Raw genomic sequence first — 21318 nt, forward strand, 5'->3', positions numbered from 1 at the left:
GAGAGGCAGATGGATTTCGACAAGTCGTTCAGCATGACGATTGGTGGCAATGCCGTCGTCGGCGCGTCGATGTTCGACGTCGTGAACCCCGCGAATGAAACCGTTATCGGCCAGGCGCCGGACGCGACCAAGGAGCAGCTTGACGCCGCGGTTGCCGCGGCCCGCAGGGCGTTTCCGGCCTGGGCGGCGACGCCCATCGACGAGCGCCGGGCGCTGATCGACAAGCTTGGGGACGCCGTTCTGGCGAACATCGACGGCCTGAAGCGCCTGCTGACGTCCGAGCAGGGCAAGCCGCATGCCGACGCGGAGGGTGAGATCGGCGGAGCCGGATACTGGCTTAAGGGCGCCTCGACCATCGAGCTTCCCGTGACGGTCAACGAGGATTCCGCCGACCGCTACAGTGAAACCCGCCACGTTCCCTTGGGCGTGGTGGGCGCCATCGCGCCGTGGAACTTCCCGATGGTGCTGGCCATGTTCAAGGTCGGCCCCGCGCTTCTCGCTGGGAACACGATGGTTCTTAAGCCTTCCCCCTTTACGCCGCTCACCACCTTGAAGTTCGGCGAGTTGGCGGCGACCATTCTTCCCCCCGGTGTGCTCAACGTCGTGTCGGGCGGCGATCATCTCGGCCCGTGGCTCACCGAGCACCCGGATATCGACAAGGTCAGCTTCACCGGTTCCACGGAGACCGGCCGCAGGGTGATGCGAAGCGCGTCATCCACATTGAAGCGGCTCACGCTGGAGCTGGGCGGCAACGATCCGGCCATCGTCATGCCCGACGTCGATGTCGAGGCCCTGGCCGAGAAGCTGTTCTGGGCCGCCTTCACCAACAATGGCCAGATTTGCATCGCGACGAAGCGCATGTATGTTCACGAGGACATCTATGAGCCGCTCAAGGAGGCGCTGGTCGCCTACGCCAAGACGGTGAAGGTCGGGGACGGTGCCGAGCAGGGTACGCAGCTGGGTCCGATCAACAACAGACCGCAGTATGAGCGCGTTCTCGACCTGATCCGCGACGCACGTGACAACGGCTACAAGTTCTTGCTCGGCGGCGAGCAGTCTGACGCGCCGGGCTTCTTCGTGCCGATCACCATCATCGACAACCCGCCCGAGGAAAGCCGGATTGTTCAGGAAGAGCAGTTCGGACCGATCCTCCCTCTCCTCAAGTTCAGCAACGTCGATGACGCGGTGGCGCGAGCTAACGCAAGCGAATACGGCCTTGGGGCATCTGTATGGTCGCGGGACGACGAGGCGGCATTCGCTCTTGCGGCGCGGATTCAGAGCGGTACGGTCTGGGTCAACGAAACCCAGCACCTGACGCCTCTGGCTGCTTTCGGGGGAATGAAGCAGTCGGGTATGGGCGTCGAAGGCGGTACCGAGGGGCTGCTCGAGTATACGACCGCGCAGACACTTGTGCGCCGCCGTTGAGTAGGATGCCCAAAAAATCAATTGCAGCTATCGATTGTGTGGCTAGTTCGGCGGCAGGACAATGCTGCGGCAGCTTTCGGGCTTAGGTCTGCCCCTAGTTAACGGCGGCTGTTGAGGCGCAAAGCGGTCATTCTTCGCGTTGACGAAAATGGCCCCTGGGATGAGGAAGAACGGGGCGGGAGGTTTTGCACCATCTCGCGAAGGATTTGACGCAAAACGGAAATTTCTTGCGTGGTTTTTCGCGAGGGTCTCGCGATTTCGCCAATTCCAAAAGCTTGGAAGGGCCTTGAAATTGACCGAGAAGCCGGCGTTTCGGGCGGTGCGTTCCAACATCCGTTCCGTTGGAATTCCAACATCGCGGCGCTGGATGCGCGGTCGCGTCGTTAGCTCGACGCCTTCTTCGGTGCAAGTCGCGTGCGCAAAATGATGCGCATGCGATTCGGTCGTTCGAACGCAACCATCTCGATTTGAGGCGCGTCGTGAACGTCCCGCGTGCATTTCGCTCTCGCCGCCGGCCGCGTGAACGAAGCCAACAGTCAGCGCCCAGCCCACACGCGATCGGGCTGGTTTCGCCATCGGCTGCCAGTCAGTCACGCGGCCTAATTTCTGATATTCGATCCGGGCCGGCGCGCATTTCGAAGCGGTCATTGTTGAGGCGAGGTCGGAGGTTCGAACCGGGTATCGGGGTGGGTCCGCGCACGCGGTTTCAGGGGGCAGCACAAAAAAGGGCGATTATATACCTTGCAAACACGGTAGCGATATGGCATAAGCTCCCCATCAGGAGTTAAGCCAATGTCTGCCCTTTCCCGCCCCGAGTTCCACAGTGAAGAAGCGGCCTTCGCCCACCTCGAAAAGATCGTGTGGAACGGCTCGCCGGTGTGTGTTCACTGCGGCGGCGTTGATCGGATTACGAAGGTCAAGGCGAACCCGGCGAAGCGCATTCGCGAGGGCCTGTGGCGCTGTGGCGATTGCAAGAAGCAGTTCACTGTCAAGATCGGCACGGTGTTCGAGCATATGCGCTTGCCTCTGCACAAGGCGATGCAGGCTGTTTACCTGATGACCAGCAGCAAGAAGGGCATTTCCGCCCATCAACTTCACCGCGTTCTTGAGATTACCTACAAGAGTGCATGGTTCCTTTGCCATCGTATCCGAGAAGCCATGCGCGAAGGCGGCCTTGCCCCGTTTGGCGCTGGCGGTGGTATCGTCGAGATTGATGAAACCTTCATTGGCAATGACCGCGATGTTAAGCCTAAGGGCCAGAAGAAGGGTCGCGGCTACGCTCACAAGCATAAGGTGCTTTCGCTGATTGACCGCAACACTGGTCGCCAGCGTTCGATGATCGTTGATAGCCTCAAGGCTGCGGACTTGCTTCCGATTTTGCAGGCGAACATTGCAGCCGAAGCAATCGTGATGACCGACGAGGCGGGCCAGTATCGCAACCTTAGCGCTTCGTTCGCTGCGCATGGCTTCACCCGCCACGGCGCAGGCCAGTACGTCGATTACGAGAACCCCATCATCCACACCAACACGATTGAAGGCGCGTTCTCGATCTTCAAGCGCGGCATGAAGGGTGTATACCAGCACTGCCAGAAGAAGCACCTGCACCGCTACGTTGCGGAGTTCGAGTTCCGCTACAACAACCGTGAAAAGCTGGGCTGCAACGATCAGGATCGGGCTGGAAACGCCCTTCGCGGTATCGTTGGCAAGCGCCTTACTTACGCAAGGCCTGACCTCAACGCCTAAGCACTCGCTCAAGCCAATCAAACAACGGCCTCGGCGGCGCACAAAACCCCACAAATCAGGGATTCACAAAGAAAGACGGTGGTGCTATGAACACCACCGTCAGTCTGATCGATCAATTAGTCTTCTAGGCTCACATCGAGGCCACCGTCCCCAGCCCGGGATTGGTGGCCTCTCTCATTTCACCCCTACCGTCACCGCGAGCGTGTGAACGGCATGAGCGGCTCTCCTGGCGGTCATCTTGTCACGCATGGCACGCGCCTCCTTTCGACGACTCGTATGCCAACACCCGCAGCCCCCGTCAACAGCCCCTATTGCATTTCTCAGAAAAACACTTCAAACCCCGTCAACGAGAAGCGTTTAAGGAGTGATTCTGATGGCCCGCAGCAACAGCCCGCCACACCCGAGTATGTCCCTGCCGAAGTCCATTGATGCAGTGAAGAAAATTTTTGATGCCGACCGGCGGAACCCAGTCGACCGTGAGGTGGCTGCAAAACATCTGGGATATTCTGGCAAGAGCGGCGCATCTGACAAGGCGTTGGCTGCTCTCGCTCACTTCGGATTGACCGAGAAAGTCGGGAAGGGAGAGGTGCGGGTAAGCCAACTAGCAATGGATATAATGCATCCCGACCCGACTGATGCGCGCAGCAAGGATCGTGCCCTATTGGAGGCCGGTATGAAGCCGCAGTTATACAAGGAATTGCAGGCTCAATTCCCTGATCAAGTTTCGGAAGGCACTCTGGAGTCGTACCTGTTGCGCATCGGATTTGTTGATGCTGCGCTATCCCCGGCGAAGAGTGCGTATCTCGAAACGCTCCGATTTCTAGAGCAATCAAAAGTGTTCGAAAGTGGTGGTAGTGAGGGTCTATTAGAGCCAGAATCAGGCCTGCAAGACAAAGATGCAGGTGATGAAATGCAAGACGAAGCTGTCCTAGATCGCCCCACGGTAAAGCCACCCGTCCCGGCGGCAAAACCGATGGAAACAAACGAGACGGAATGGATGCGTAATCCTCTCGGTCGCGGTAAGGCCGTGCGCGTGTTAGTAACTGGCTCGATGGGCGGGAAAGAGATCGGCAAGCTCATAAAGCTACTAGAGGCTCAAAAGGCGATTCTGGACGATGACGACGAAGACTTCGAAGACCTCCGCTAATGACAAGTCGCAACTCGACAGGTTCAAGGAACTAGCCCGCGAACTCGAATCCGACGAGGACGAGGCTCGCTGGGATGACCGGCTGCGCAAGGTGGCTAAGCTCAAGCCGCAGCCGGAGAATCCGGAATGAACTTGCCGGAAATCACCGAGAGCGATTTTGGCGCCATTTCAGAGCTGATGGATAACAGCTTCAGCTACACGTTCAGCCAATGGTTAAATCTCTGCGCAGAATGGAAGCGCGAATATGCCGAAAGCCAGATTCGTTGGGTCCGCATTGACCCTTCTCGGCTTGACAAGCATTTTGCGACTACCAGCGCCCCGCGAAACTTGAATGAACTACTCAAGTTCGCCGAAACGCTTTAGCGGCTTCACGTTTGCAAAGTATACAATCGCCAAAAAAAGAGCCCCTCGCCCACCTCGCTCGACGCTGCCGTTGTTGGCCACATGTGCTTCTGGTAATTTTGCTCGGCGGGTGTTTGCCGAACAATATGCGTATGGGGCCTGGGGAATGGTTGGAGGCAGTGAATGGGCGCGTCTGGATACCGTCATCGATCAGGCCATGGAGCTTCCGCCTGAGGCGCGCGACCTGTTCCTGAGCAATGTCTTTGCCGACGATCCCGAGATTCTTGCCGCAGCGCGCCGGGTGATCGACGCGGTCGATCGGAGCGACGGATTTCTCGATGACCCAGCGCTGATCGCGGACAACGGCACGCCGCCGTTGGAGGGCGCGCGGTTTGGCGCCTGGCGTATCGTCGGCGAACTGGGGCGCGGTGGGATGGGCGTCGTCCATTCGGTGGTGCGCGTCGATGGCGGGTTCCAACAGGGCGGTGCGCTCAAACGGGTGCGCGACGGTGATCATGTCGATGCGGCGCGATTCACCGCCGAGCGCCAATTGCTCGCCGAACTCGATCACCCCGGAATTGCCCGCCTGCTCGACGGCGGGATCGACGCCGATGGGCGCCCCTGGATGGTGATGGAGCGGATCGACGGCGCGCCGATCGACCGCTGGTGCGCCGAGCGCGGGGTGCCGCTTGCCGCACGCATTCGCCTTGCCCTTGACGTCATCGACGCCGTCGGAGCCGCGCATCGGATGCTGGTGCTGCACCGCGATCTCAAGCCTGCGAATGTGCTGGTCGATGGGGACGGGCGGGTGCGGGTGATCGATTTCGGCATCGCCAAGCGGCTGGACCTGTCCACGCAGACCGAGGCGATCGCCCCGTTGTCCGCCCCCTATGCGGCGCCGGAGTTGCTGACCGGCGCGCCGCCGGGACCGCCCGTCGATGTCTATGGCGCGGGTGCGTTGCTCTACGACCTGGCCTGCGGGCAGCCGCCGATCGATCTTGAAGGGGTGCCGGTCGCTTTGGGCGTCGGTCGGGTGCTGGATGTCGAGCCGGTGCGATTGGCCGCCCGGCGCGCTCAAAGCCCGGCGCTGGCGCAGGCATCGTCCGCGCTGGTCGCCGATCTCGACGCGATCGTCGCGCGCGCGCTTCGCAAGGAGCCTGCGGCACGCTACCCCACGCTGGAGGCCATGGCGGAGGATCTGCGCCGCGCACTCGATGGACGCGTCGTTGCGGCGCGCTCGGGGAATCGCGCTTATCGCATGCGCCGCGCGATCTGGCGTGCGCGCTGGCCGGTCGCCGCATCGCTGGCGATCGTCGCGGTGCTGGCCGGAGGGCTGATCGCGACCGAATTGCAGCGGCGCGAAGCGGTGGCCGCGCGCGACGCCGCGCTGGCCGAAGAGGCGCGGAGCGACGCGGTTCGCCAGTCGCTATATCTGGTCCTGGCGGAGAGCGTCGAGACTGCCGGAGTCGGTGCGACATCGCGCGACGTTCTCGACCGAGCGACGCGACGCATCACGGCCGAATTCGCGCGCGCGCCCGCGGAGTCCGCTCGGGTGCTGCACGCGCTTGGCGAACTCCATTTCTATCTCGGCGATTACGCGGCGGCGAAGGTGGCGCTCGGCCCGCTGGTGGCCGGCGGCGGCAAGCTGCCCGGCGATACGCTGGCGGCGGCGCGGTACGACATGGCGCAGGCTCTGGTGCAGCTGGGCGAGGTCGATGCCGCCCGGCCGTTGCTGGCACAGGCGCAGGCATTCTGGCGACGCGATCCGGCAAAGTGGCGCGCCCGTATGATCGACAGCCGACTGGTCGAGGCACAGATTCTGCGCGCCAGCGATCCGACCGCCGCCGTCGCACTGCTCAAGACCGCGTTGACGGAGCACAACGCCATGCACGGCACGCGAAATCGTCAGGCGGGTGTCTTCCAGAATAATCTGGGCGTGGCACTACAGACGGCGGGCGATCTGGAGGGCGCGGGGACCGCGTTCCGTGCCGCCGAGGCGATCTGGCGCGTGACGGGACTCACCGAAACACCGGACGCGCTCAATACTGCCAACAACCTGGCGGCCATCGAGATGCTGTCCGGGCGGCCGCAGGCGGCTGAGCCGCTGTTCGCCCAGGCAGTGCGGGTGCGCCGCAAGCTGTTCGGTGCGTCCGGCGGAACCGCAGCGGTATTGAACAACCATGGCAAGGTGTTGCTCATCCTGGGGAAGGTCGATGCGGCGCTCGCTGCGCTGACCGAAGCCGCTGCGATGGCCGAGCGATTTGCCGGCGTCGGGTCGATGCATCAGGTCGCCGCGCTATCCGGACTTGCCGATGCCCAGCTTGCCAAGGGGATGACCGGCGAAGCGCTCGCAACCGCCCGGCGTGCGGTCGCCGCATCCGGCCTGGGCAAGGCGCCGCCGCCGGCACGGGCGATGGCGCTGCTCGCACAGGCAAAGGCACAGCGCGCGAATGGCGATCGGGCCGGCGCGCGCGCGGCGCTCGATCGGGTCGATGCGATCGTTCCGACGCTCGGTCCTGCCGGGACACGGCTCGCGACCGCCGCATCGGAGCTACGCAAGACGCTTTAGGGCGTATCCGCCGAAGGCGTGCCGTCGAGATCGAGCATCAGCAATGCCCTGGCCTTGACCCAGTCGCGCCGCACGGTGCGCTCATTGCAGTCCAGGAGCGTCGCGACTTCGCGTTCGGAATAGCCGCCGAAAAAGCGGAGCTCGACAATCTCCGCCAACCGGGGCGCATAGCCCGCCAGTCGGCCCAGCGCGGCGTCGAGCGCGACGAGCCGGTCGTCGCTCTCCCAATAGACGCCGGGCAGGTCATCCTCGAACGTCTCGTTCGGCGTCCCGCCGCCGCGCTTGGCGGCGCTACGCGCTTCGGCGTGATTGACCAGGATCTGGCGCATCCCGCGCGCGGCGGTCCGCAGAAAATGCCGCTCGTCGGCAAAGCCCGCGCTTGACCGCAGTTTCAGGAAACATTCGTTGACCAATGCAGTCGAACGCATCGTCTCGCCCGCGTCGTAACGCCAGCGCAGGTCACGCGCGATCCGCTTGAGTTGCGGATAGAGCGTGTCGGCCAATTGCGTGCCATCGGCGAGCGATTCGTCCTGCATGGGCGCAATGATGCGCGCCGAGGACCTGGCTGTCACCCCTCTGGCGGGTCTCCGTCGGGCGCGACATACACCAATGACACGCGGGTGAGGCCTGCCTCCTCCTCGTCGGTGGTGACGGTCACCTGCATCGCTGCGCTGCCGTCACCTTCGCCGCCCATGGCAAGCATCCGCGCGCCCCCGACCGTCGCTTCGGTCATAACCTTCAGCCCGGCATCCGCGCCGCGCTTGCGATAGAAGTCGATGATCGTCTGTGGGTCTTCGGTGACCGAGAAGGAGATCAGCCCTTTCCCGGCACCAGCTCCGTTCGTGATCGATGTCTCGATTGTCGCGCCGCGGTAGATCGGGGCATAGACGGGCAGATTGTCGGGAGCCTTGACCCCCGATCCCGCGCGCACCGTCGTCGTCTCGCCTGTCTCCGGGTCGCGAACCTGCTTCTCGATCCCGTCACCGCCGCCGCAGGCGGCGAGCAGCAGGGGAAGGATGATGATCGCGTTGCGCATTGCGTCTCTCCAGCTCGATGGAGGAAGCGCGCAGGAGGGGCCTGCGGCGCTTCCGGATGGATATTCAGAGTGTCTTTTGCAGGTCCAGGCAGGCGCGGATGTCCGGAGCCGCCTTGTCGATCGCCTCGCGCGTCATCAGAATCCGGGCCGATTTGGCGGTGAGCGCGTCCAGCTCTTCCTCGGTCATGCCCGGGGCGCGAAGTGTTCCGGCGCGTTCGATCCAGAAATTCACCGCTCCCAGCCGTACGTCGGCCAGTTCGGCAGGCATTTCCGCCTTGAGGATCGTGCGCGCGGCAAATGCCGCGCTGATCAGGCCGCGACAGCGCCAGGCCTGTTCGACCTCCGCCCGGCTGGCGGTCACCGTCGCGGCGGCGGGGGTGGCGGTCGCCGTCTTCGCAGTCGGGGAAGGTGCGTCGTCGCGCTTGTTTCCATCGGGTGCTTTCGACCCGCCACATCCAGCAAGCACAGCCGCCATCACGCCGCAAAACCAAATCCGACTTCGCATCATCGTCTCCCTTCGCTGAACCAGAACAGGAGTCGACGTCCGATCCGGACATTGTGGGGCGAAGATTCTTTTTTGGGGACGCGATGTCCGGTTTCGCCCCGCGCTGCTGTTCTATCCCATCGAGGCGCGCGTGGCTTGCGCCGCCGGCTTGTCGAAAGGGATCGATATGTTGCGTAAACTGACGTTCGGCGCCGCGTTGGCCGCCATGCTGGCCGTGCCGGTTGTCGCCGGAGCCTTTACCGGGAGCGACGCGCCGCCGCGAAGCATCACGCTGTTCAACGATGAAGGATTCAAGGGCGCGCCGGTCAAGATCACCGCCGACACGCCGGATCTTCAGACGGTGACCGCAGCCGAGGGCTTTGACGGCACCGCCAACGACTATGCCTATTCGATCAGGAGCGAAGGGCGTTGGCAGGTGTGCATGGACGCCGGGTACAAGACCGGTTGCAGGGAGGTTGATGGCGAGGTCGCGTCGCTCGGAGAGCAGGGTGGATCGGTGAGTTCGGTCCGCTATCTCGGCCCGTCGGCGGCTGCGGCCAGGGGAAGCGCAGCCGCGCGCAAATCCGCCGCCGCCCCCGCGCCGATGTCGCGACCCGCGGCGCCAGCGTGGCAGCCGATGCGGAACGTCGATCTCTACGGCAACGACTATCGGGAGATCGTCTATCGTGAGCCCGGCAATGGCTGGGAACAGTGCAAGGCTGCGTGCGACGGCGACCGCAAGTGCAAGGCGTTCACCTGGGTTACGCCGGGCCGCCAGCCATATGGCGAGTGCTTTCTGAAGGATAAGGTGCCAGAGGCATCGACCAGCGAATGCTGTATCTCCGGCGTGAAGGGCGCGCCCTCAGCCGGCAATGCGCGCGGCGACGCGGCAATCAACCGGGTGATGGGGCGCCTGGGCCAGCGTGTTGGCGATGCCGCCGAGCGCAAGGTCGGTGACAAGGTCGAAGAAGGCATCGGCAAGGCGATCGACCGGATCTTCTGATCGACACAGCCGGTCGTGTCCTGCGGGGCGCGGCCGGCGCTCCATTTCTCGACGGAAGGAAGCAAGCGGTGGCCAACGGGATTTCGCGCAGGTCGCTGCTGGGCGGGCTGGTTCTGGTGGGTTCAGGCACAGGCGGACCCGTCTTTGCACAGCTCAGCCCGGATTCAAATGTCGTACGCAAGGCACGGCTGGAGGCGTTGCGCGGCATGAGCTGGGACCGCGCGGCGCGCGACCGGGCGATGCGTCGCGCCAGGCCGAGGGTCGAGATCATCGACTATGTCGATATGTTCATGAACCGCGCCGACCGGATCAAACCCGCCAAGCCGCTGACTCCGGCCGAGACGCAGAAGGCGCTGGCGGCGGTCGAGGCGGCGTTAGATTTCTGCATCGCGCGCAAGTTCGACGCGCCCGCTCTGCCGGTCATCAATGACCGGTTTCAAATTTTCTTTGTCGAAGAGCTGGGTACTGCCTCAGGCGCCTATGGCTATGCGAATGAGGATGTTGCGACCCTGTTGGCTCCGTTCGTCACGCCGTTCGTACCCGCGGGGTCGCATATCGGATACAGCGCCTCTCACTTCCGCGACCCATATTGCAATCACCCCTGGAGTGATCGAGTGCCGGTCGCGCACGAGATCTTCCACGCCGTAGATGGCGCGATGCGGACCAATGACGGCGACCATATCGGTGGTTGGTGGGGTGAAGGACTGACCGACGCACTGGCGCAGGCCGCCCTCGCCAAGACGGGCTATAATATGCTCAGCCAGCTCAAGGCGGGCGAACGTGAGCATGGCAAGCACATCGGGATGCGCCCCTATGATGTGCCGCTCGCACTGCCCTATGGCGAGGGCCGGAAGCGTCCGCCACCCGCCACGCGTCCAGCGTGGACACGAGTAAGTCCGGCAACCTGTGGCAAGGGGGCGCCGGCGGAAGTTCCGGCGGACACGCCCGCGCATGTTGCGGCATTCTGGCGCAGCAACGCGACGTATTTCACGCAGAGTTTCTGGCGGTTCCTGTTCCACGAACGGGCAGGGCGCGACAATAGCGCCGCGGGCGGCAAGGCGGCGGTCGATGACTATCGCCTCGTCCACTACCTCAAACGCTTGCAGCTCGAACAACGCGACATCGATGCCGCTGCCGGCAATCCCGACATGGACGCGGGGGTCGCACTGCTCGACCGGTTCATCCGCACGCATCACGATGCCTACAAGGCGGCGGGACTCTACCGCGCCCTCCCTGCCTTCATCGCCCATTGGGTCGAATGGCCGGATCAGGTGATCAAGAGCCGTGCCGGCAATCTGGCGCACCCCAAATGGATTCATGCGATGTTCCCAGACGGAGTGCCGCTGCTTGAGATCGGGGAGCAGCAGGATATCGACCACGTCATTCGCAATATTCAACCGCTCGCCGCGCGCGCGATCCGGTTCAAACTGCCCTATCTGATCACCAGTCCCGAAGCCTATCCGCGCGTGACGATCAGCGTCACCGCGCTCAACGGTGGCGCGGAGGCGATCGACAATATCCATGTCGGGGTTCGCGGCCAGTGTCTGGCGCATCTTCAGTCCCAGCCGGTGACCGGCGGATCGGGCCGGACGCGGCGCTGGATCATGGTCGATGCGCGACCGCTGATGCGCGCGGCGGTGAACGGGGAGTCGATCCTTACCTTTACGAACTGTGCGCCGAAGGCGGTGAAGACGCGGCCGGTGTCGATCCGCGTCACCGTGGCGCTGGAGATCGGCAGCGCGACGGGGCAACTTTTCTATACCCCGACGATACGGGTCAACAACAAGGGGCAGGAAGTGCGCCCGCCTCGCTCCAACGCGCCGCCAATGGGCAAGAAGACGCCGACTCTATCCACCGCGCGTGGAACCGATGAGATCGAGATCTCGGTCATCCAGGATGAGCGGATCGCCAAGGCGCAATTCGCCGCCGGAGCCATGGCCGGCAGTCTGGGGATGGTCGAGGAGCGGCTGACCGACGCAACCGAAAGGAAGATTTCACCCGCCGAGATGACGGTGATGCTGCAACAGGCGGCGAATCCGTCCAACCTGTCCGGTTTGGTGATCAAGCTGACATTCCCACGCATCGAAGCCGGGCATCGCGGTCCCGTAAGCGGGGGCCGCGCGACCGCCACCTGGCTGGAACCACGCTATCCGCCGCTCCAGATCGACGGGCTGGACGGACAGGTCAGCATGGAAACCGATGCGGTCGATATCCAGATCATCTCGGCGACCGAAGGGGCGTTCATCGGCACCTATCGCGCCGATTTCAGTAAGAGTTCGCTCGACTCTGGGAAGGAATTTGGCGGCGTCGTCAGCGGCGCGTTCAGCATCGGTATCGCGCATGACGAGGCCAAGGGAGACGTGCTTCCGACCGATCCCGCGGCGATGGTCCCGACCGACTTCTTCCACAAAATGTCGCTGGCAGGCATGTCCGGCGACATGATGGTCGAGGCGCTGGGCAAGATTCACAGCGAGGCGGGTGAGGGACGAGCCGAATCCGGCGCGGCCGGCGCCGGTGGTGCCGGCGATGACGCGTTCGGCAGCGGCGCATCCTCTCCGGGACGCGGTCGCGTGGCGACCGTCCCCGACGATGCGGCGATTGAAGCCTGTGCCAAGGACGTGACCCGGCTCGACCTCGACAAGGCGCTGCGCCACCTGCACGGCGATCTGGCCCGCGACAATCCGGCGCTGCTGCGCCAGATGCGCGAAGCCTATCTGGCGAACTGGGAAGAAACCAGGCGACTGATCTGCTTGTGGAAGAGCACCGGTGCGGTTCCGTGACGAGACGACGCGGATGGGCAACAGGAACAGTCGATGCAACATCGCCTGGATTCTGCAAACGAAGAGTCTGCTTTTCGAGCGTGGCACAATCAAACCCGTCGGCCGGCTCGCCGCCCAAAAATTGCGTAGATCGAACCTTCTTAACTCGACCAATTCCGGGCGAAGTTCCGGGGTGGCCGGGCGGCCGATTTCGGGATCGGCAGATGAGTCCTGGAATGGTGCGAACTGCATGCGGCGCGAAGCAGGCGTGAGTTACTCTGCGGCTGTGCTGTGCGCTCGGGCCGGTGATCGGCGCGACGTGTCGAAGGCCCTTAGGGAAGGTTCGCCGCCAGCTCGTCCAGCCAGGGGGTGGCGACCGCGTCGGATGGCGCGCGCCAGTCGCCGCGCGGGGACAGGGCGCCGCCCGACGACACTTTGGGGCCGTTGGGGATCGCGCTGCGCTTGAACTGGCTCTGCGCGAAGAAGCGGATCAGGAACTTCTCAAGCCAGTGGCGGATGGCCGGCAGGTCATATGCCATGCGCTTGTCGGCCGGAAGGCCGAGCGGCCATTCGCCCGATGCCGCATCGTGCCATGCATGCCAGGCAAGAAACGCCACCTTTGACGGCGCGAGGCCGTGGCGCACGACATAATGGAGGAAGAAATCGTTGAGCGGATAGGGGCCGATCTTCGCTTCGGTGCTCTGCATGCCGCCGGTGGCATCGGCCGGCACCAGTTCGGGCGAAATCTCCTGGGCGAGGATCGCGTCGAGCACGCGATCCGTGTCGCCGTCGAACTGGCCGGTGGCGACGCACCAGCGGATCAGGAACTGGATCAGCGTCTTGGGTACGCCGGCGTTGACGGCATAATGCGACATCTGGTCGCCGACGCCATAGGTACACCATCCCAGGGCGAGTTCGGACAGGTCGCCGGTGCCGATGACGAAGCCGCCACGCTGATTGGCGAGGCGAAAGAGATAGTCGGTGCGCAGGCCCGCCTGCACATTTTCGAACGTCACGTCATAGACCGGCTCCCCATCGGCGAAGGGGTGGCCCATATCGGTGAGCATCTGGCGCGCGGCGGGGCGGATGTCGATCTCGTCCCCCGTGATCCCCAGCGCGCGCATCAGCGCCCAGGCATTGGCCTTGCTTGCCTCCCCGGTCGCGAAGCCGGGCATGGTGTAGCCCAGGATGTTGCCGCGCGGCAGCCCCAGCCGGTCCATCGCCTTGGCCGCGACGATCAGCGCATGGGTCGAATCGAGGCCGCCGGAAATGCCGATCACCAGCCGGTCGAGACCGGTCGCGGCGATCCGCTTGCGCAGTCCCTCGACCTGGATGTTGAACGCCTCGTAACAATCCTCGTCGAGCTTTTCCGGCGTGTCGGGGACGAAGGGGAAGCGGCGCACCGCGCGGTGCAGGCCGATATCGGCATGGCCCGGCTGGTGGCGAAAGCCGATGCGGCGGAACCGGCGCTCGGGATGGCCGGAGGCGGCGGCATTGTCGTTGAACGTGCCAAAGCGCATCCGTTCCTGCCGGATGCGGCCAAGATCGATGTCGGCGGTGACCAGTTCCTCGTCCAGATCGAACCGGCTCGACGCGACGAGTTCGTCGCCCAGTTCATAGATCAGGCTCTGACCGTCCCAGGCGAGGTCGGTGGTGCTTTCGCCGGGACCCGAGGCGGAGAAGATATAGGCCGAAGCGGTGCGCATCGATTGCGCGGCGCACAGCAGCGCCCGCTCGCGCGCCTTGCCGATCACGATGTTCGAGGCGGAAAGGTTGCACAGGATCAGCGCCCCCGCCATCGCGCCGAAGGTCGAGGGGGGCAGGGGCCCCCAGAAATCCTCACAGATTTCCGCATGTACGACGAAATCGGAAACATCGTCGGCGGCAAAGATCAGGTCCGGCCCGAATGGCGCGGTCTGGCCCGCCAGTTCGATGTCGCCGGACAGGCCGATGCCCGAGGCGAACCAGCGTTTTTCATAATATTCGCGATAGTTGGGAAAATAGCTTTTCGGCACGACCCCGAGCACGCGGCCGCGTGCGATCGCCACCGCGCAATTGTACAGGCGCCCGTTCCGCTCCAGCGCGGCGCCGACGATCAGCAGCGGGCGCAGCTTCGCGCTGGCGTCGATCAGCCGCGCCAGCCCGTCCCGCGTGGCGCGCAGCACCGCATCCTGCAAATGCAGGTCGTCGAGCGCATAGCCGGTGATGCCGAGTTCGGGAAACAGCAGCAGGTCCGCGCCCGCCGCGTCGCCACGCTGCGCCAGTGCGATATGCGAGGCGGTGTTGGCGGCGATGTCGCCGACACTCGCATGCGGGGTGCAGGCGCCGACCCGCACCATGCCGTGCGAATGGATCGAGTAGAAAGGATGCTTCGCCATTATCCGCCCGTATTCGAACCCTGTTCCGCACTAATGCGCGGGCTTAGCGGGTCCGGCGGCGGTGCGCCACCGCTCGCGGTCAGGCGGTCTTTTCGGCGTAGACCATCCGGCCTTCGCCCAACAGGGTGAAGACCTGGTCCAGATCCGCCTCACCCACCGCGAAACAGCCCTGGCTCCGGCCGAGCTTGCCGTGTTTCGCGATCATGTCGGGATTGGCGTACCAGGCGCCATGGATCACGATCGCCCGGTCGAGCGCGTTGTTGTTGGTGGGATCGAGGCCGACCAGCCGCTGCGACAGCTGATGCTTGCCGACATAATAGTTGGAGGCGAGGAACGCGCCCTCGCAGGTCGCTTCCGATCCGACCTCGTTCGAGAAGCGTTGCAGCATACCGGTGTGCGCCGGATCGGAGCCGACCCCGTGCGAGACGAGCAGCGAGCGGGTCGCGCCGTTGTGCAGATCGACGAAATGGAAGCGCAGGCGCGAGGACGGCATCGAAAAATCGGCGATCGCGATCCGGTCCTGCTGGCGGATCCGGCTGCCATGCCGTTCGAGCGCCGCCATCGCGCGCTGGAACAGTTCGGGCCGGACGCCGCGCGGGGCAGAGGCGGTGCGAACCACCGGTTCGATGACCGGGACCGCGATGGGTGGCGGGGCGCTTGCCGGCGGCAGCGCCGCCGTGGTGACGGTGCGCGATGCGCAGCCGGCGATGATCCCCGTCCCGGCGATCGCCGCGGCGTTCTTCAGAAATGCGCGCCGCGACGGCGCACCTTCGATCAGATTCTTCATGCGTCCTCTGCGCCCCCACAAAATCCGCCCAGACCGGCAATATAACAGAAGTTTCGCGCGATTCGCCTGAACAAGTTCCCGTCCGGCGCGCGATTTGTCGCGCGGGTGGAGCGGCTTGTCGAACAATCGTCCCGTTGCGGATCGGACACGCGAATCGATGAAAGATCGTTTCGCAGATGGCACCAACTTGCCAATCGCCGCGTTAACCATACATGATGAGGCAGAACGCGCCGCGGCGGGGATGGAATACCCACATGATTCGACGCACGAAACGGGCATGGACGGTCGCGCTGGTGGCGGGCGCTCTGGGCGTGACGGCGCCGGTTGGCGCACAGCAGGTGTCGAGCGCCGACGCGAGCGAGGTGCTGCTGCGCAACGGCCAGTGGACCTGGATCGAAGAGGCGGGTTATCAGCGCGCCGGCGGCACCGGCACGGTTTCGATCATCGTCAGCCTGCCCGCGCAGGTCGCCTATGTGTATCGCGACGGTGTGTTGATCGCCGCCTCCACCGTATCGACCGGCAGGCCGGGCAAGGGGACGCCGCCGGGCGAGTTCACCATCCTGCAAAAGAAGGTGTTCCACCGCTCCAACATCTACAGCAACGCGCCGATGCCCTATATGCAGCGGCTGACCTGGGACGGGATCGCGCTGCACGCGGGGCATCTGCCGGGCTATCCCGCCTCGCACGGGTGCATCCGCTTTCCCAAGGAGTTCGCCCGCAGGCTGTACGAGGTGACCGAGATGGGAACCCCGGTGTCGGTCGTGACCTATGAGATCGCCGATCCGCGGGTGCGCCGCGGCGTGCCGCGGGTGCCGGGGGAGCAGGTGGCAAAGCGCGTCGATCCGCCGTTCCTGCGCGCCGATCTGGCTGCGTTGCGCACCGGCGATTTCGACGTGGTGACGGCGAGCAACGACGTCATCATCCCGGCGGTCGAGCAGCGTGAGGGCGTGAGCGAATCGGGCGTCGTCTTCGCGCCGATGGAGCCGGTGGTGCAAAAGGTGCGCCGCCGCCGCTGAACCGGCGCGGCGGCGTTCAGCCTTCGGTCGGCGGCAGGGGTTCGTACCGCACGGGCGCGATCATCCATGCGAACGGGCGCAGCGGCTTGCCGAGCGCGGCGACCAGCGCCGCCTCGATCCTGCGGCGGCTTTCCGCAGCGATCGCCTTGCGCCCCGGGAAGTCGCGCGGATCGAACGGGTCGAGAAAATGGACCCGGATCGCAAAGGTGCCGGGGCGCGACAGGATGCGCTTGGCATTGTTGAGGCCCGTCTCGTCGCCGATCCACGCAATCTCTTCGGCCGCCGCGCCATAATCGATCATCACCGGCTGCACCATCACGCCGGGCGGGGGCGGTTCGAGGACCCGCAGCAGGGGCGTCTTGAACTGAAGCAGCGAATGGCCGTCGGTGGTGGTGCCTTCGGGAAACACCGCGATCTTCCACCGGGTGCCGATCGCGGCGCGCAACCGGTCGATCTGGTCGGCGACGCCGAACCGGTCCTCGCGCTTCACATAGACCGAGCGGTGCAGCGTCGAGAGCCATCCGACGATCGGCGCCGTCGCCAGCTCCGCCTTGGCCACGAACGACGTGCCGCTCGCCCCGCCCAGCGCCATGATGTCGATCCAGCTGAGATGATTGGAGACGGTGAACACGTCGTTCTGGAGCGGCGTGCCGACGCGGGTGACGCGGGCGCCGACGATCCACGCCCCGGCGGCGAGGATCCGGCGCGTCCATGGCGGCTCCGCGCCAAAGAAGCGCCACACATAATGGAGCATCGCGAAGCTGAGCGCCATCACCAGCAACAGGGTGAAGCGGCCGACGAGCCGGATCCAGCCGAGCGGAGAAATCGGAAAGGCGACGCCGCGCGCGATCGCGTCGCGCCGTGCCTGACCGGTCAGCGGGGCGCTGTCGCCGTCAGTTCTTGCGGTCGAGGGCGACACCGTAGAGTTCCATGCGATGATCCACGAGGCGAAAGCCCAGCCGCTCGGCGATCTGTTTCTGGAGCAGTTCCAGTTCGGGATCGACGAATTCGATCACCTTGCCGGTTTCGACATCGATCAGGTGATCATGATGCGCTTCGGGCGAAGGTTCGTAGCGCGCCCGACCGTCGCCGAAATCATGCCGGTCGAGAATGCCCGCCTCTTCGAACAGCCGGACGGTGCGATAGACGGTCGCGATCGAGATGCCCGGATCGATCGCCGACGCGCGGGCATAGACCTTTTCGACATCGGGATGATCTTCGGCCTCTGACAGGACGCGCGCGATCACCTTGCGCTGTTCGGTGATGCGCAGCCCCTTTTCATGGCACAGCGCTTCGAGGTCGATCTTCTGAGGCATGTTCGGGATGTAGCCGCAAAGCCCCCTGCCGGGAAGGCCCGGAAATGGGGGGGCGCCCGGCGCGCGGCTGGTGGCGCGCCGGGCGAACCGGTCAGCGCTTGCGGCGCTTGGTGCCGAGGCCGATCTTCTTGGCCAGGCTACGACGCTGCTCGGCATAGTTCGGCGCGACCATCGGATAGTCGGCGGGCAGGTTCCACTTGGCGCGATACTGGTCGGGGGTCATCTGATAATGGGTCATCAGATGCCGCTTGAGCATCTTGAGCTTCTTCCCGTCTTCCAGGCAGACGATATAGTCGGGCTTGATCGACGAACGGATCGATACCGCCGGTTCCTGCTTCTTCTGTTCCGGCTCGGGCGTGGCGCCGCCAAGTCCGGCAAGCGCACCATGGACGTTGGAAATCAGCAGCGGAAGATCCGACACCGCAACGCTATTGTTGCTGACATGCGCGGCGACAATATCCGCAGTCAGCGTGACCAGCGTTTCCTGCATGTCGTTGGGGGAGTCCATGGTCGATCCTTTCGAATTTCAGAATGCGGCGAACACAGCACGCACCGCTTTCGGGGCCTATCGGCTTGAACGTCGATGAATGCAAGACGCCCGCACTGAAAAAACGTGATTTCAATCTACCCGAATCGACAAGCTGTGTGCGTCGAACAGATTTCCGTCACGCCCGCGATAGTAATCGCGGCGTTCACCGACTTTGTCGAACCCCATTGCGCGATAGAGATGGATCGCCGGATTATTGGCGCGGACCTCAAGATGAAGTCGTTCGACCGCACGATCGCGCGCGTCTTCGATGATGCTGCGGAGCAGGACCGTGCCGATCCCCCGCCGCCGCATCGTGGGCCGGATCGCCAGCAGCAGCAATTCGCTCTCGTCCGCCACCGCGCGTGCGAGCGCGAACCCCGCCGGCTGTCCCCCCGCCCAGGCGATCGAAACCCACACCCCGGGAAGCGCGACCATGCCGAGCACCTGGCTGGGGGTCCATGCTTCGCCGAACCGCGGGTCGAACGCTTCGGCCATGATCGCATTGACATGGGCGAGGTCGGCCGGGGTGCCGTGAACGACCTCGACCAACGGGGGCGCGCCGCTCATGCGGGAAGCGGTTTGGCGTCGGGCGCGCGGCCATAGATCGGGCGCGGCGGGAGGCCGGTGAAGGATGACGGCAGCGATACGGCATCGGCGGCGCGCGGCAGCGCTTCACGCGTGTCGAGGCCCGGGTCCAGCGCCGCGAGCCGATGGACGGCATTGCCGATCGCCACACGGCCGGCCAGTGCGGCGAACGCGGCGTCGGGCGTCAGCGACGCGAAGGGGCCGGCCTGCGCCAGGGGACGGGTAAAGCCCTGCATGAACACCTCACCATGTCCGCCCTCGATCACCACCGCAAGCGCGTCGAGCGCCGGATCGTCATGGAACGCGGCGGCGGCGAGCAGCGCCAGCGAGGAGAAACCCGCCGCTTGCGCACCCCATCCCAGCGCCAGTCCGCGCGCCGCCGCGATGCCGACGCGAATCCCGGTGAAGCTTCCCGGACCGCAATCGACCAGGATGCGCGCGGCGCGCCCGCCATCGGGCAATTCCGCGATCATCGGGATCAGCCGCTCGGCATGGCCGCGCCCGACCACCTCATGCCGCTGCGCCACGACCGCACCGCCGCGGATCAGCGCGACGGAGCAGGCCGTGGTCGCGGTTTCGATGACGAGCGTGTCAGGCAAGCGTGTTGAACTGATCGAACTCGGGTCGGGGGAGGCGTTCGAAGATCGTCGACGGATCGGCATGGCCGAAGGTGGCGATGAAGTTCGACTTTACGCTCGGCTGGTCGCCAAAGAATTCGGCATCGACCTTCGCATTGTCGAACCCCGACATCGGCCCGACATCGAAGCCGAGCGCGCGCGCGGCGAAGATGAAATAGGCGCCCTGAAGCGACGAATTGCGGAAGGCATGAGTATAGCGCGCTTCCTCGCTGCCGAACCAGTCCTTGGCATCCGGAGCGTGAGGGAACAGCCAGGGCAGGTGCTGGCGGAATTCCAGGTCCATGCCGATCACGACCGCCGCCGGCGCCGCGCGGATCTTTGCGCCGTTGCTGCCGCTCGACAATGCGGCGAGGCGTTCCTTGCCGGCATCGCCCAGCAGCCAGACGAACCGGGCCGGCTGCTGATTGGCGGAGGTCGGCCCCATCTTGACCAGGTCATAGATGGCGCGGATGTCCTGCTCGCTCACCGGATCGCCCGTATAGCCATTGGCGGTACGGGCGGTGCGGAACAGCGTGTCGAGCGCGGCGTCGCTGATCGGTTGTCCCATCAGACGGCTCTCACTTCGGTGACTTCGGGGACATAGTGTTTGAGCAATTGTTCGATCCCGTTCTTGAGCGTGGCGGTGGAGGAGGGGCAGCCCGAACAGGCGCCCTGCATCTGAAGATAGACCTTCCCCTTGTCGAATCCGCGATAGACGATGTCGCCGCCGTCATTGGCGACCGCGGGCCGCACCCTGGTGTCGATCAGATCGCGTATCTGGGCGACGATGTCGGCATCGGCGGGGTCGTCGGTGAAGCCGCTATCGGCCGGCGGAACCGAAAAGCTCGCGCTGCCGGCGCGGAACAGCGGCATGTTCGCGCTGAAATGATCGAGCAGGATGGCCAGCACGTCGGGCTTGAGACCCGCCCAGTCGATGCCCGGCGCGGCGGTGACCGAGATGAAGTCGGCGCCAAAGAACACGCCGGTCACGTCGCCCAGGTCGAACAATGCCTGTGCCAGGGGCGAAGCCTCGGCCTCTTCGGGGGTGGCGAAATCGCGGGTGCCGCCCTCCATGACCGCGCGGCCGGGCAGGAATTTGAGGGTCGCCGGGTTGGGCGTGGCTTCGGTTTCGATCAGCATGGCGCCCATTTGGGGCCAAAGCCGCGACGCATCAAGCGGTGGCGCGGAAACGCAACGTTGCCCCGCATGGCCGCGCCCGCCACGGCACGCTTCCCTTTTCGCCGAAGGAAGGGTAAGGCGCGGCAACTTTTTCTGATCCGTTGCAAGAGGTTTGTTTGGCAAAGGAAGAACTGCTTGAAATGCGCGGCCGCGTGGTGGAGCTTCTCCCCAACGCGATGTTCCGCGTGCGGCTTGAGAATGATCACGAGATTCTGGGCCATACCGCCGGCAAGATGCGCAAGAACCGCATTCGCGTGCTGGTGGGCGACGAAGTGCTTGTCGAACTGACGCCCTATGACCTGACCAAGGGGCGCATCACCTATCGCTTCATGCCCGGCCGCGGCGGCCCCGGGCCGTCCTGATCGTTTGATCCGCACACGCGGATGCGGTTGCGGCCCGCTCC

Annotated in this window: 23 protein-coding genes; 10 read left to right on the top strand and 13 right to left on the bottom strand. The window is 64.6% G+C overall.

Features of this window, described 5'->3' with window-relative positions:
• The first annotated feature begins 9 nt into the window (after positions 1-9).
• Positions 10-1425, top strand: a complete 1416-nt coding sequence (locus KF783_RS15565) for an aldehyde dehydrogenase family protein (RefSeq protein WP_294081046.1) — start codon at positions 10-12, stop codon at positions 1423-1425.
• 42 nt (positions 1426-1467) lie between these two features.
• Here the strand turns inward: KF783_RS15565 and KF783_RS15570 are convergent, their stop codons facing one another.
• Positions 1468-2073 (bottom strand): hypothetical protein, encoded by a 606-nt coding sequence (locus tag KF783_RS15570; protein WP_294080986.1) that lies wholly within the window; start codon positions 2071-2073, stop codon positions 1468-1470.
• A gap of 144 nt (positions 2074-2217) precedes the next feature.
• Here KF783_RS15570 and KF783_RS15575 point away from each other — a divergent pair, with 144 nt between their 5' ends.
• From KF783_RS15575 to KF783_RS15595, 5 genes are all read left to right on the top strand, one after another.
• Complete coding sequence (locus KF783_RS15575; RefSeq protein WP_294080988.1) at positions 2218-3168, top strand: IS1595 family transposase; 951 nt, start codon at positions 2218-2220, stop codon at positions 3166-3168.
• A gap of 373 nt (positions 3169-3541) precedes the next feature.
• Positions 3542-4315 carry a hypothetical protein gene (locus KF783_RS15580; protein ID WP_294080990.1) on the top strand — a complete coding sequence of 258 codons (774 nt, stop codon included), beginning with the start codon at positions 3542-3544 and terminating at the stop codon, positions 4313-4315.
• Positions 4284-4445, top strand: coding sequence for a hypothetical protein (locus KF783_RS15585; RefSeq protein WP_294080992.1), 162 nt, complete (start codon positions 4284-4286; stop codon positions 4443-4445). The genes KF783_RS15580 and KF783_RS15585 overlap by 32 nt, the downstream gene beginning before the upstream one ends.
• Entirely contained in the window at positions 4442-4678 is a 237-nt protein-coding gene (locus tag KF783_RS15590; RefSeq protein WP_294080993.1) for a hypothetical protein, read from the top strand. Before KF783_RS15585 ends, KF783_RS15590 begins: the two co-directional genes overlap by 4 nt.
• 196 nt (positions 4679-4874) lie before the next feature.
• Positions 4875-7226: a serine/threonine-protein kinase gene (locus tag KF783_RS15595; protein ID WP_294080995.1), complete on the top strand. Its 2352-nt coding sequence runs from the start codon at positions 4875-4877 to the stop codon at positions 7224-7226.
• On the opposite strand, the gene KF783_RS15600 is transcribed toward KF783_RS15595, so the two are convergent.
• The 3 genes from KF783_RS15600 to KF783_RS15610 all read right to left on the bottom strand — a co-directional run bounded on the left by KF783_RS15600 (position 7223) and on the right by KF783_RS15610 (position 8767).
• On the bottom strand, positions 7223-7798 hold the full coding sequence (locus KF783_RS15600) for an ECF-type sigma factor (protein ID WP_294080999.1): 576 nt from the start codon (positions 7796-7798) through the stop codon (positions 7223-7225). The genes KF783_RS15595 and KF783_RS15600 overlap by 4 nt on opposite strands.
• On the bottom strand, positions 7795-8262 hold the full coding sequence (locus KF783_RS15605; RefSeq protein ID WP_294081001.1) for a hypothetical protein: 468 nt from the start codon (positions 8260-8262) through the stop codon (positions 7795-7797). The genes KF783_RS15600 and KF783_RS15605 overlap by 4 nt, the downstream gene beginning before the upstream one ends.
• Before the next feature lie 64 nt (positions 8263-8326).
• Positions 8327-8767, bottom strand: a complete 441-nt coding sequence (locus KF783_RS15610; RefSeq protein WP_294081004.1) for a hypothetical protein — start codon at positions 8765-8767, stop codon at positions 8327-8329.
• A gap of 169 nt (positions 8768-8936) precedes the next feature.
• On the opposite strand from KF783_RS15610, the gene KF783_RS15615 reads away from it, so the two are divergent.
• On the top strand, positions 8937-9749 hold the full coding sequence (locus KF783_RS15615) for a PAN domain-containing protein (protein ID WP_294081006.1): 813 nt from the start codon (positions 8937-8939) through the stop codon (positions 9747-9749).
• Between the two features lie 68 nt (positions 9750-9817).
• Positions 9818-12529 carry a hypothetical protein gene (locus KF783_RS15620; RefSeq protein ID WP_294081008.1) on the top strand — a complete coding sequence of 904 codons (2712 nt, stop codon included), beginning with the start codon at positions 9818-9820 and terminating at the stop codon, positions 12527-12529.
• A gap of 311 nt (positions 12530-12840) precedes the next feature.
• Here the strand turns inward: KF783_RS15620 and KF783_RS15625 are convergent, their stop codons facing one another.
• Both KF783_RS15625 and KF783_RS15630 read right to left on the bottom strand, forming a co-directional pair.
• On the bottom strand, positions 12841-14886 hold the full coding sequence (locus KF783_RS15625) for an NAD(+) synthase (protein WP_294081010.1): 2046 nt from the start codon (positions 14884-14886) through the stop codon (positions 12841-12843).
• 79 nt (positions 14887-14965) lie between these two features.
• On the bottom strand, positions 14966-15673 hold the full coding sequence (locus KF783_RS15630) for a murein L,D-transpeptidase catalytic domain family protein (protein WP_294081012.1): 708 nt from the start codon (positions 15671-15673) through the stop codon (positions 14966-14968).
• Positions 15674-15927: 254 nt separating this feature from the next.
• Between KF783_RS15630 and KF783_RS15635 the strand changes: the two genes are divergently transcribed.
• Complete coding sequence (locus tag KF783_RS15635) at positions 15928-16689, top strand: L,D-transpeptidase family protein (RefSeq protein ID WP_294081014.1); 762 nt, start codon at positions 15928-15930, stop codon at positions 16687-16689.
• A gap of 16 nt (positions 16690-16705) precedes the next feature.
• On the opposite strand, the gene KF783_RS15640 is transcribed toward KF783_RS15635, so the two are convergent.
• From KF783_RS15640 to KF783_RS15670, 7 genes are all read right to left on the bottom strand, one after another.
• Positions 16706-17608, bottom strand: a complete 903-nt coding sequence (locus tag KF783_RS15640; RefSeq protein ID WP_294081015.1) for a lysophospholipid acyltransferase family protein — start codon at positions 17606-17608, stop codon at positions 16706-16708.
• Entirely contained in the window at positions 17583-18005 is a 423-nt protein-coding gene (locus tag KF783_RS15645; RefSeq protein WP_294081017.1) for a Fur family transcriptional regulator, read from the bottom strand. Before KF783_RS15645 ends, KF783_RS15640 begins: the two co-directional genes overlap by 26 nt.
• Positions 18006-18096: 91 nt before the next feature.
• Complete coding sequence (locus KF783_RS15650; protein ID WP_294081019.1) at positions 18097-18513, bottom strand: MucR family transcriptional regulator; 417 nt, start codon at positions 18511-18513, stop codon at positions 18097-18099.
• 111 nt (positions 18514-18624) lie between these two features.
• Positions 18625-19101 (bottom strand): GNAT family N-acetyltransferase, encoded by a 477-nt coding sequence (locus KF783_RS15655; RefSeq protein WP_294081021.1) that lies wholly within the window; start codon positions 19099-19101, stop codon positions 18625-18627.
• Positions 19098-19718, bottom strand: coding sequence for a tRNA (adenosine(37)-N6)-threonylcarbamoyltransferase complex dimerization subunit type 1 TsaB (gene tsaB, locus KF783_RS15660; protein ID WP_294081023.1), 621 nt, complete (start codon positions 19716-19718; stop codon positions 19098-19100). The genes KF783_RS15655 and tsaB overlap by 4 nt, the downstream gene beginning before the upstream one ends.
• Positions 19711-20304, bottom strand: coding sequence for a malonic semialdehyde reductase (locus tag KF783_RS15665; RefSeq protein ID WP_294081025.1), 594 nt, complete (start codon positions 20302-20304; stop codon positions 19711-19713). The genes tsaB and KF783_RS15665 overlap by 8 nt, the downstream gene beginning before the upstream one ends.
• Entirely contained in the window at positions 20304-20876 is a 573-nt protein-coding gene (locus KF783_RS15670) for a NifU family protein (RefSeq protein WP_294081027.1), read from the bottom strand. The genes KF783_RS15665 and KF783_RS15670 overlap by 1 nt, the downstream gene beginning before the upstream one ends.
• Before the next feature lie 155 nt (positions 20877-21031).
• Between KF783_RS15670 and infA the strand changes: the two genes are divergently transcribed.
• Positions 21032-21277, top strand: a complete 246-nt coding sequence (gene infA / locus KF783_RS15675; RefSeq protein ID WP_294081028.1) for a translation initiation factor IF-1 — start codon at positions 21032-21034, stop codon at positions 21275-21277.
• Positions 21278-21318: the final 41 nt, after the last annotated feature.

The organism is Sphingomonas sp. (genome assembly GCF_019635455.1).
GTDB lineage: Bacteria > Pseudomonadota > Alphaproteobacteria > Sphingomonadales > Sphingomonadaceae > Sphingomonas.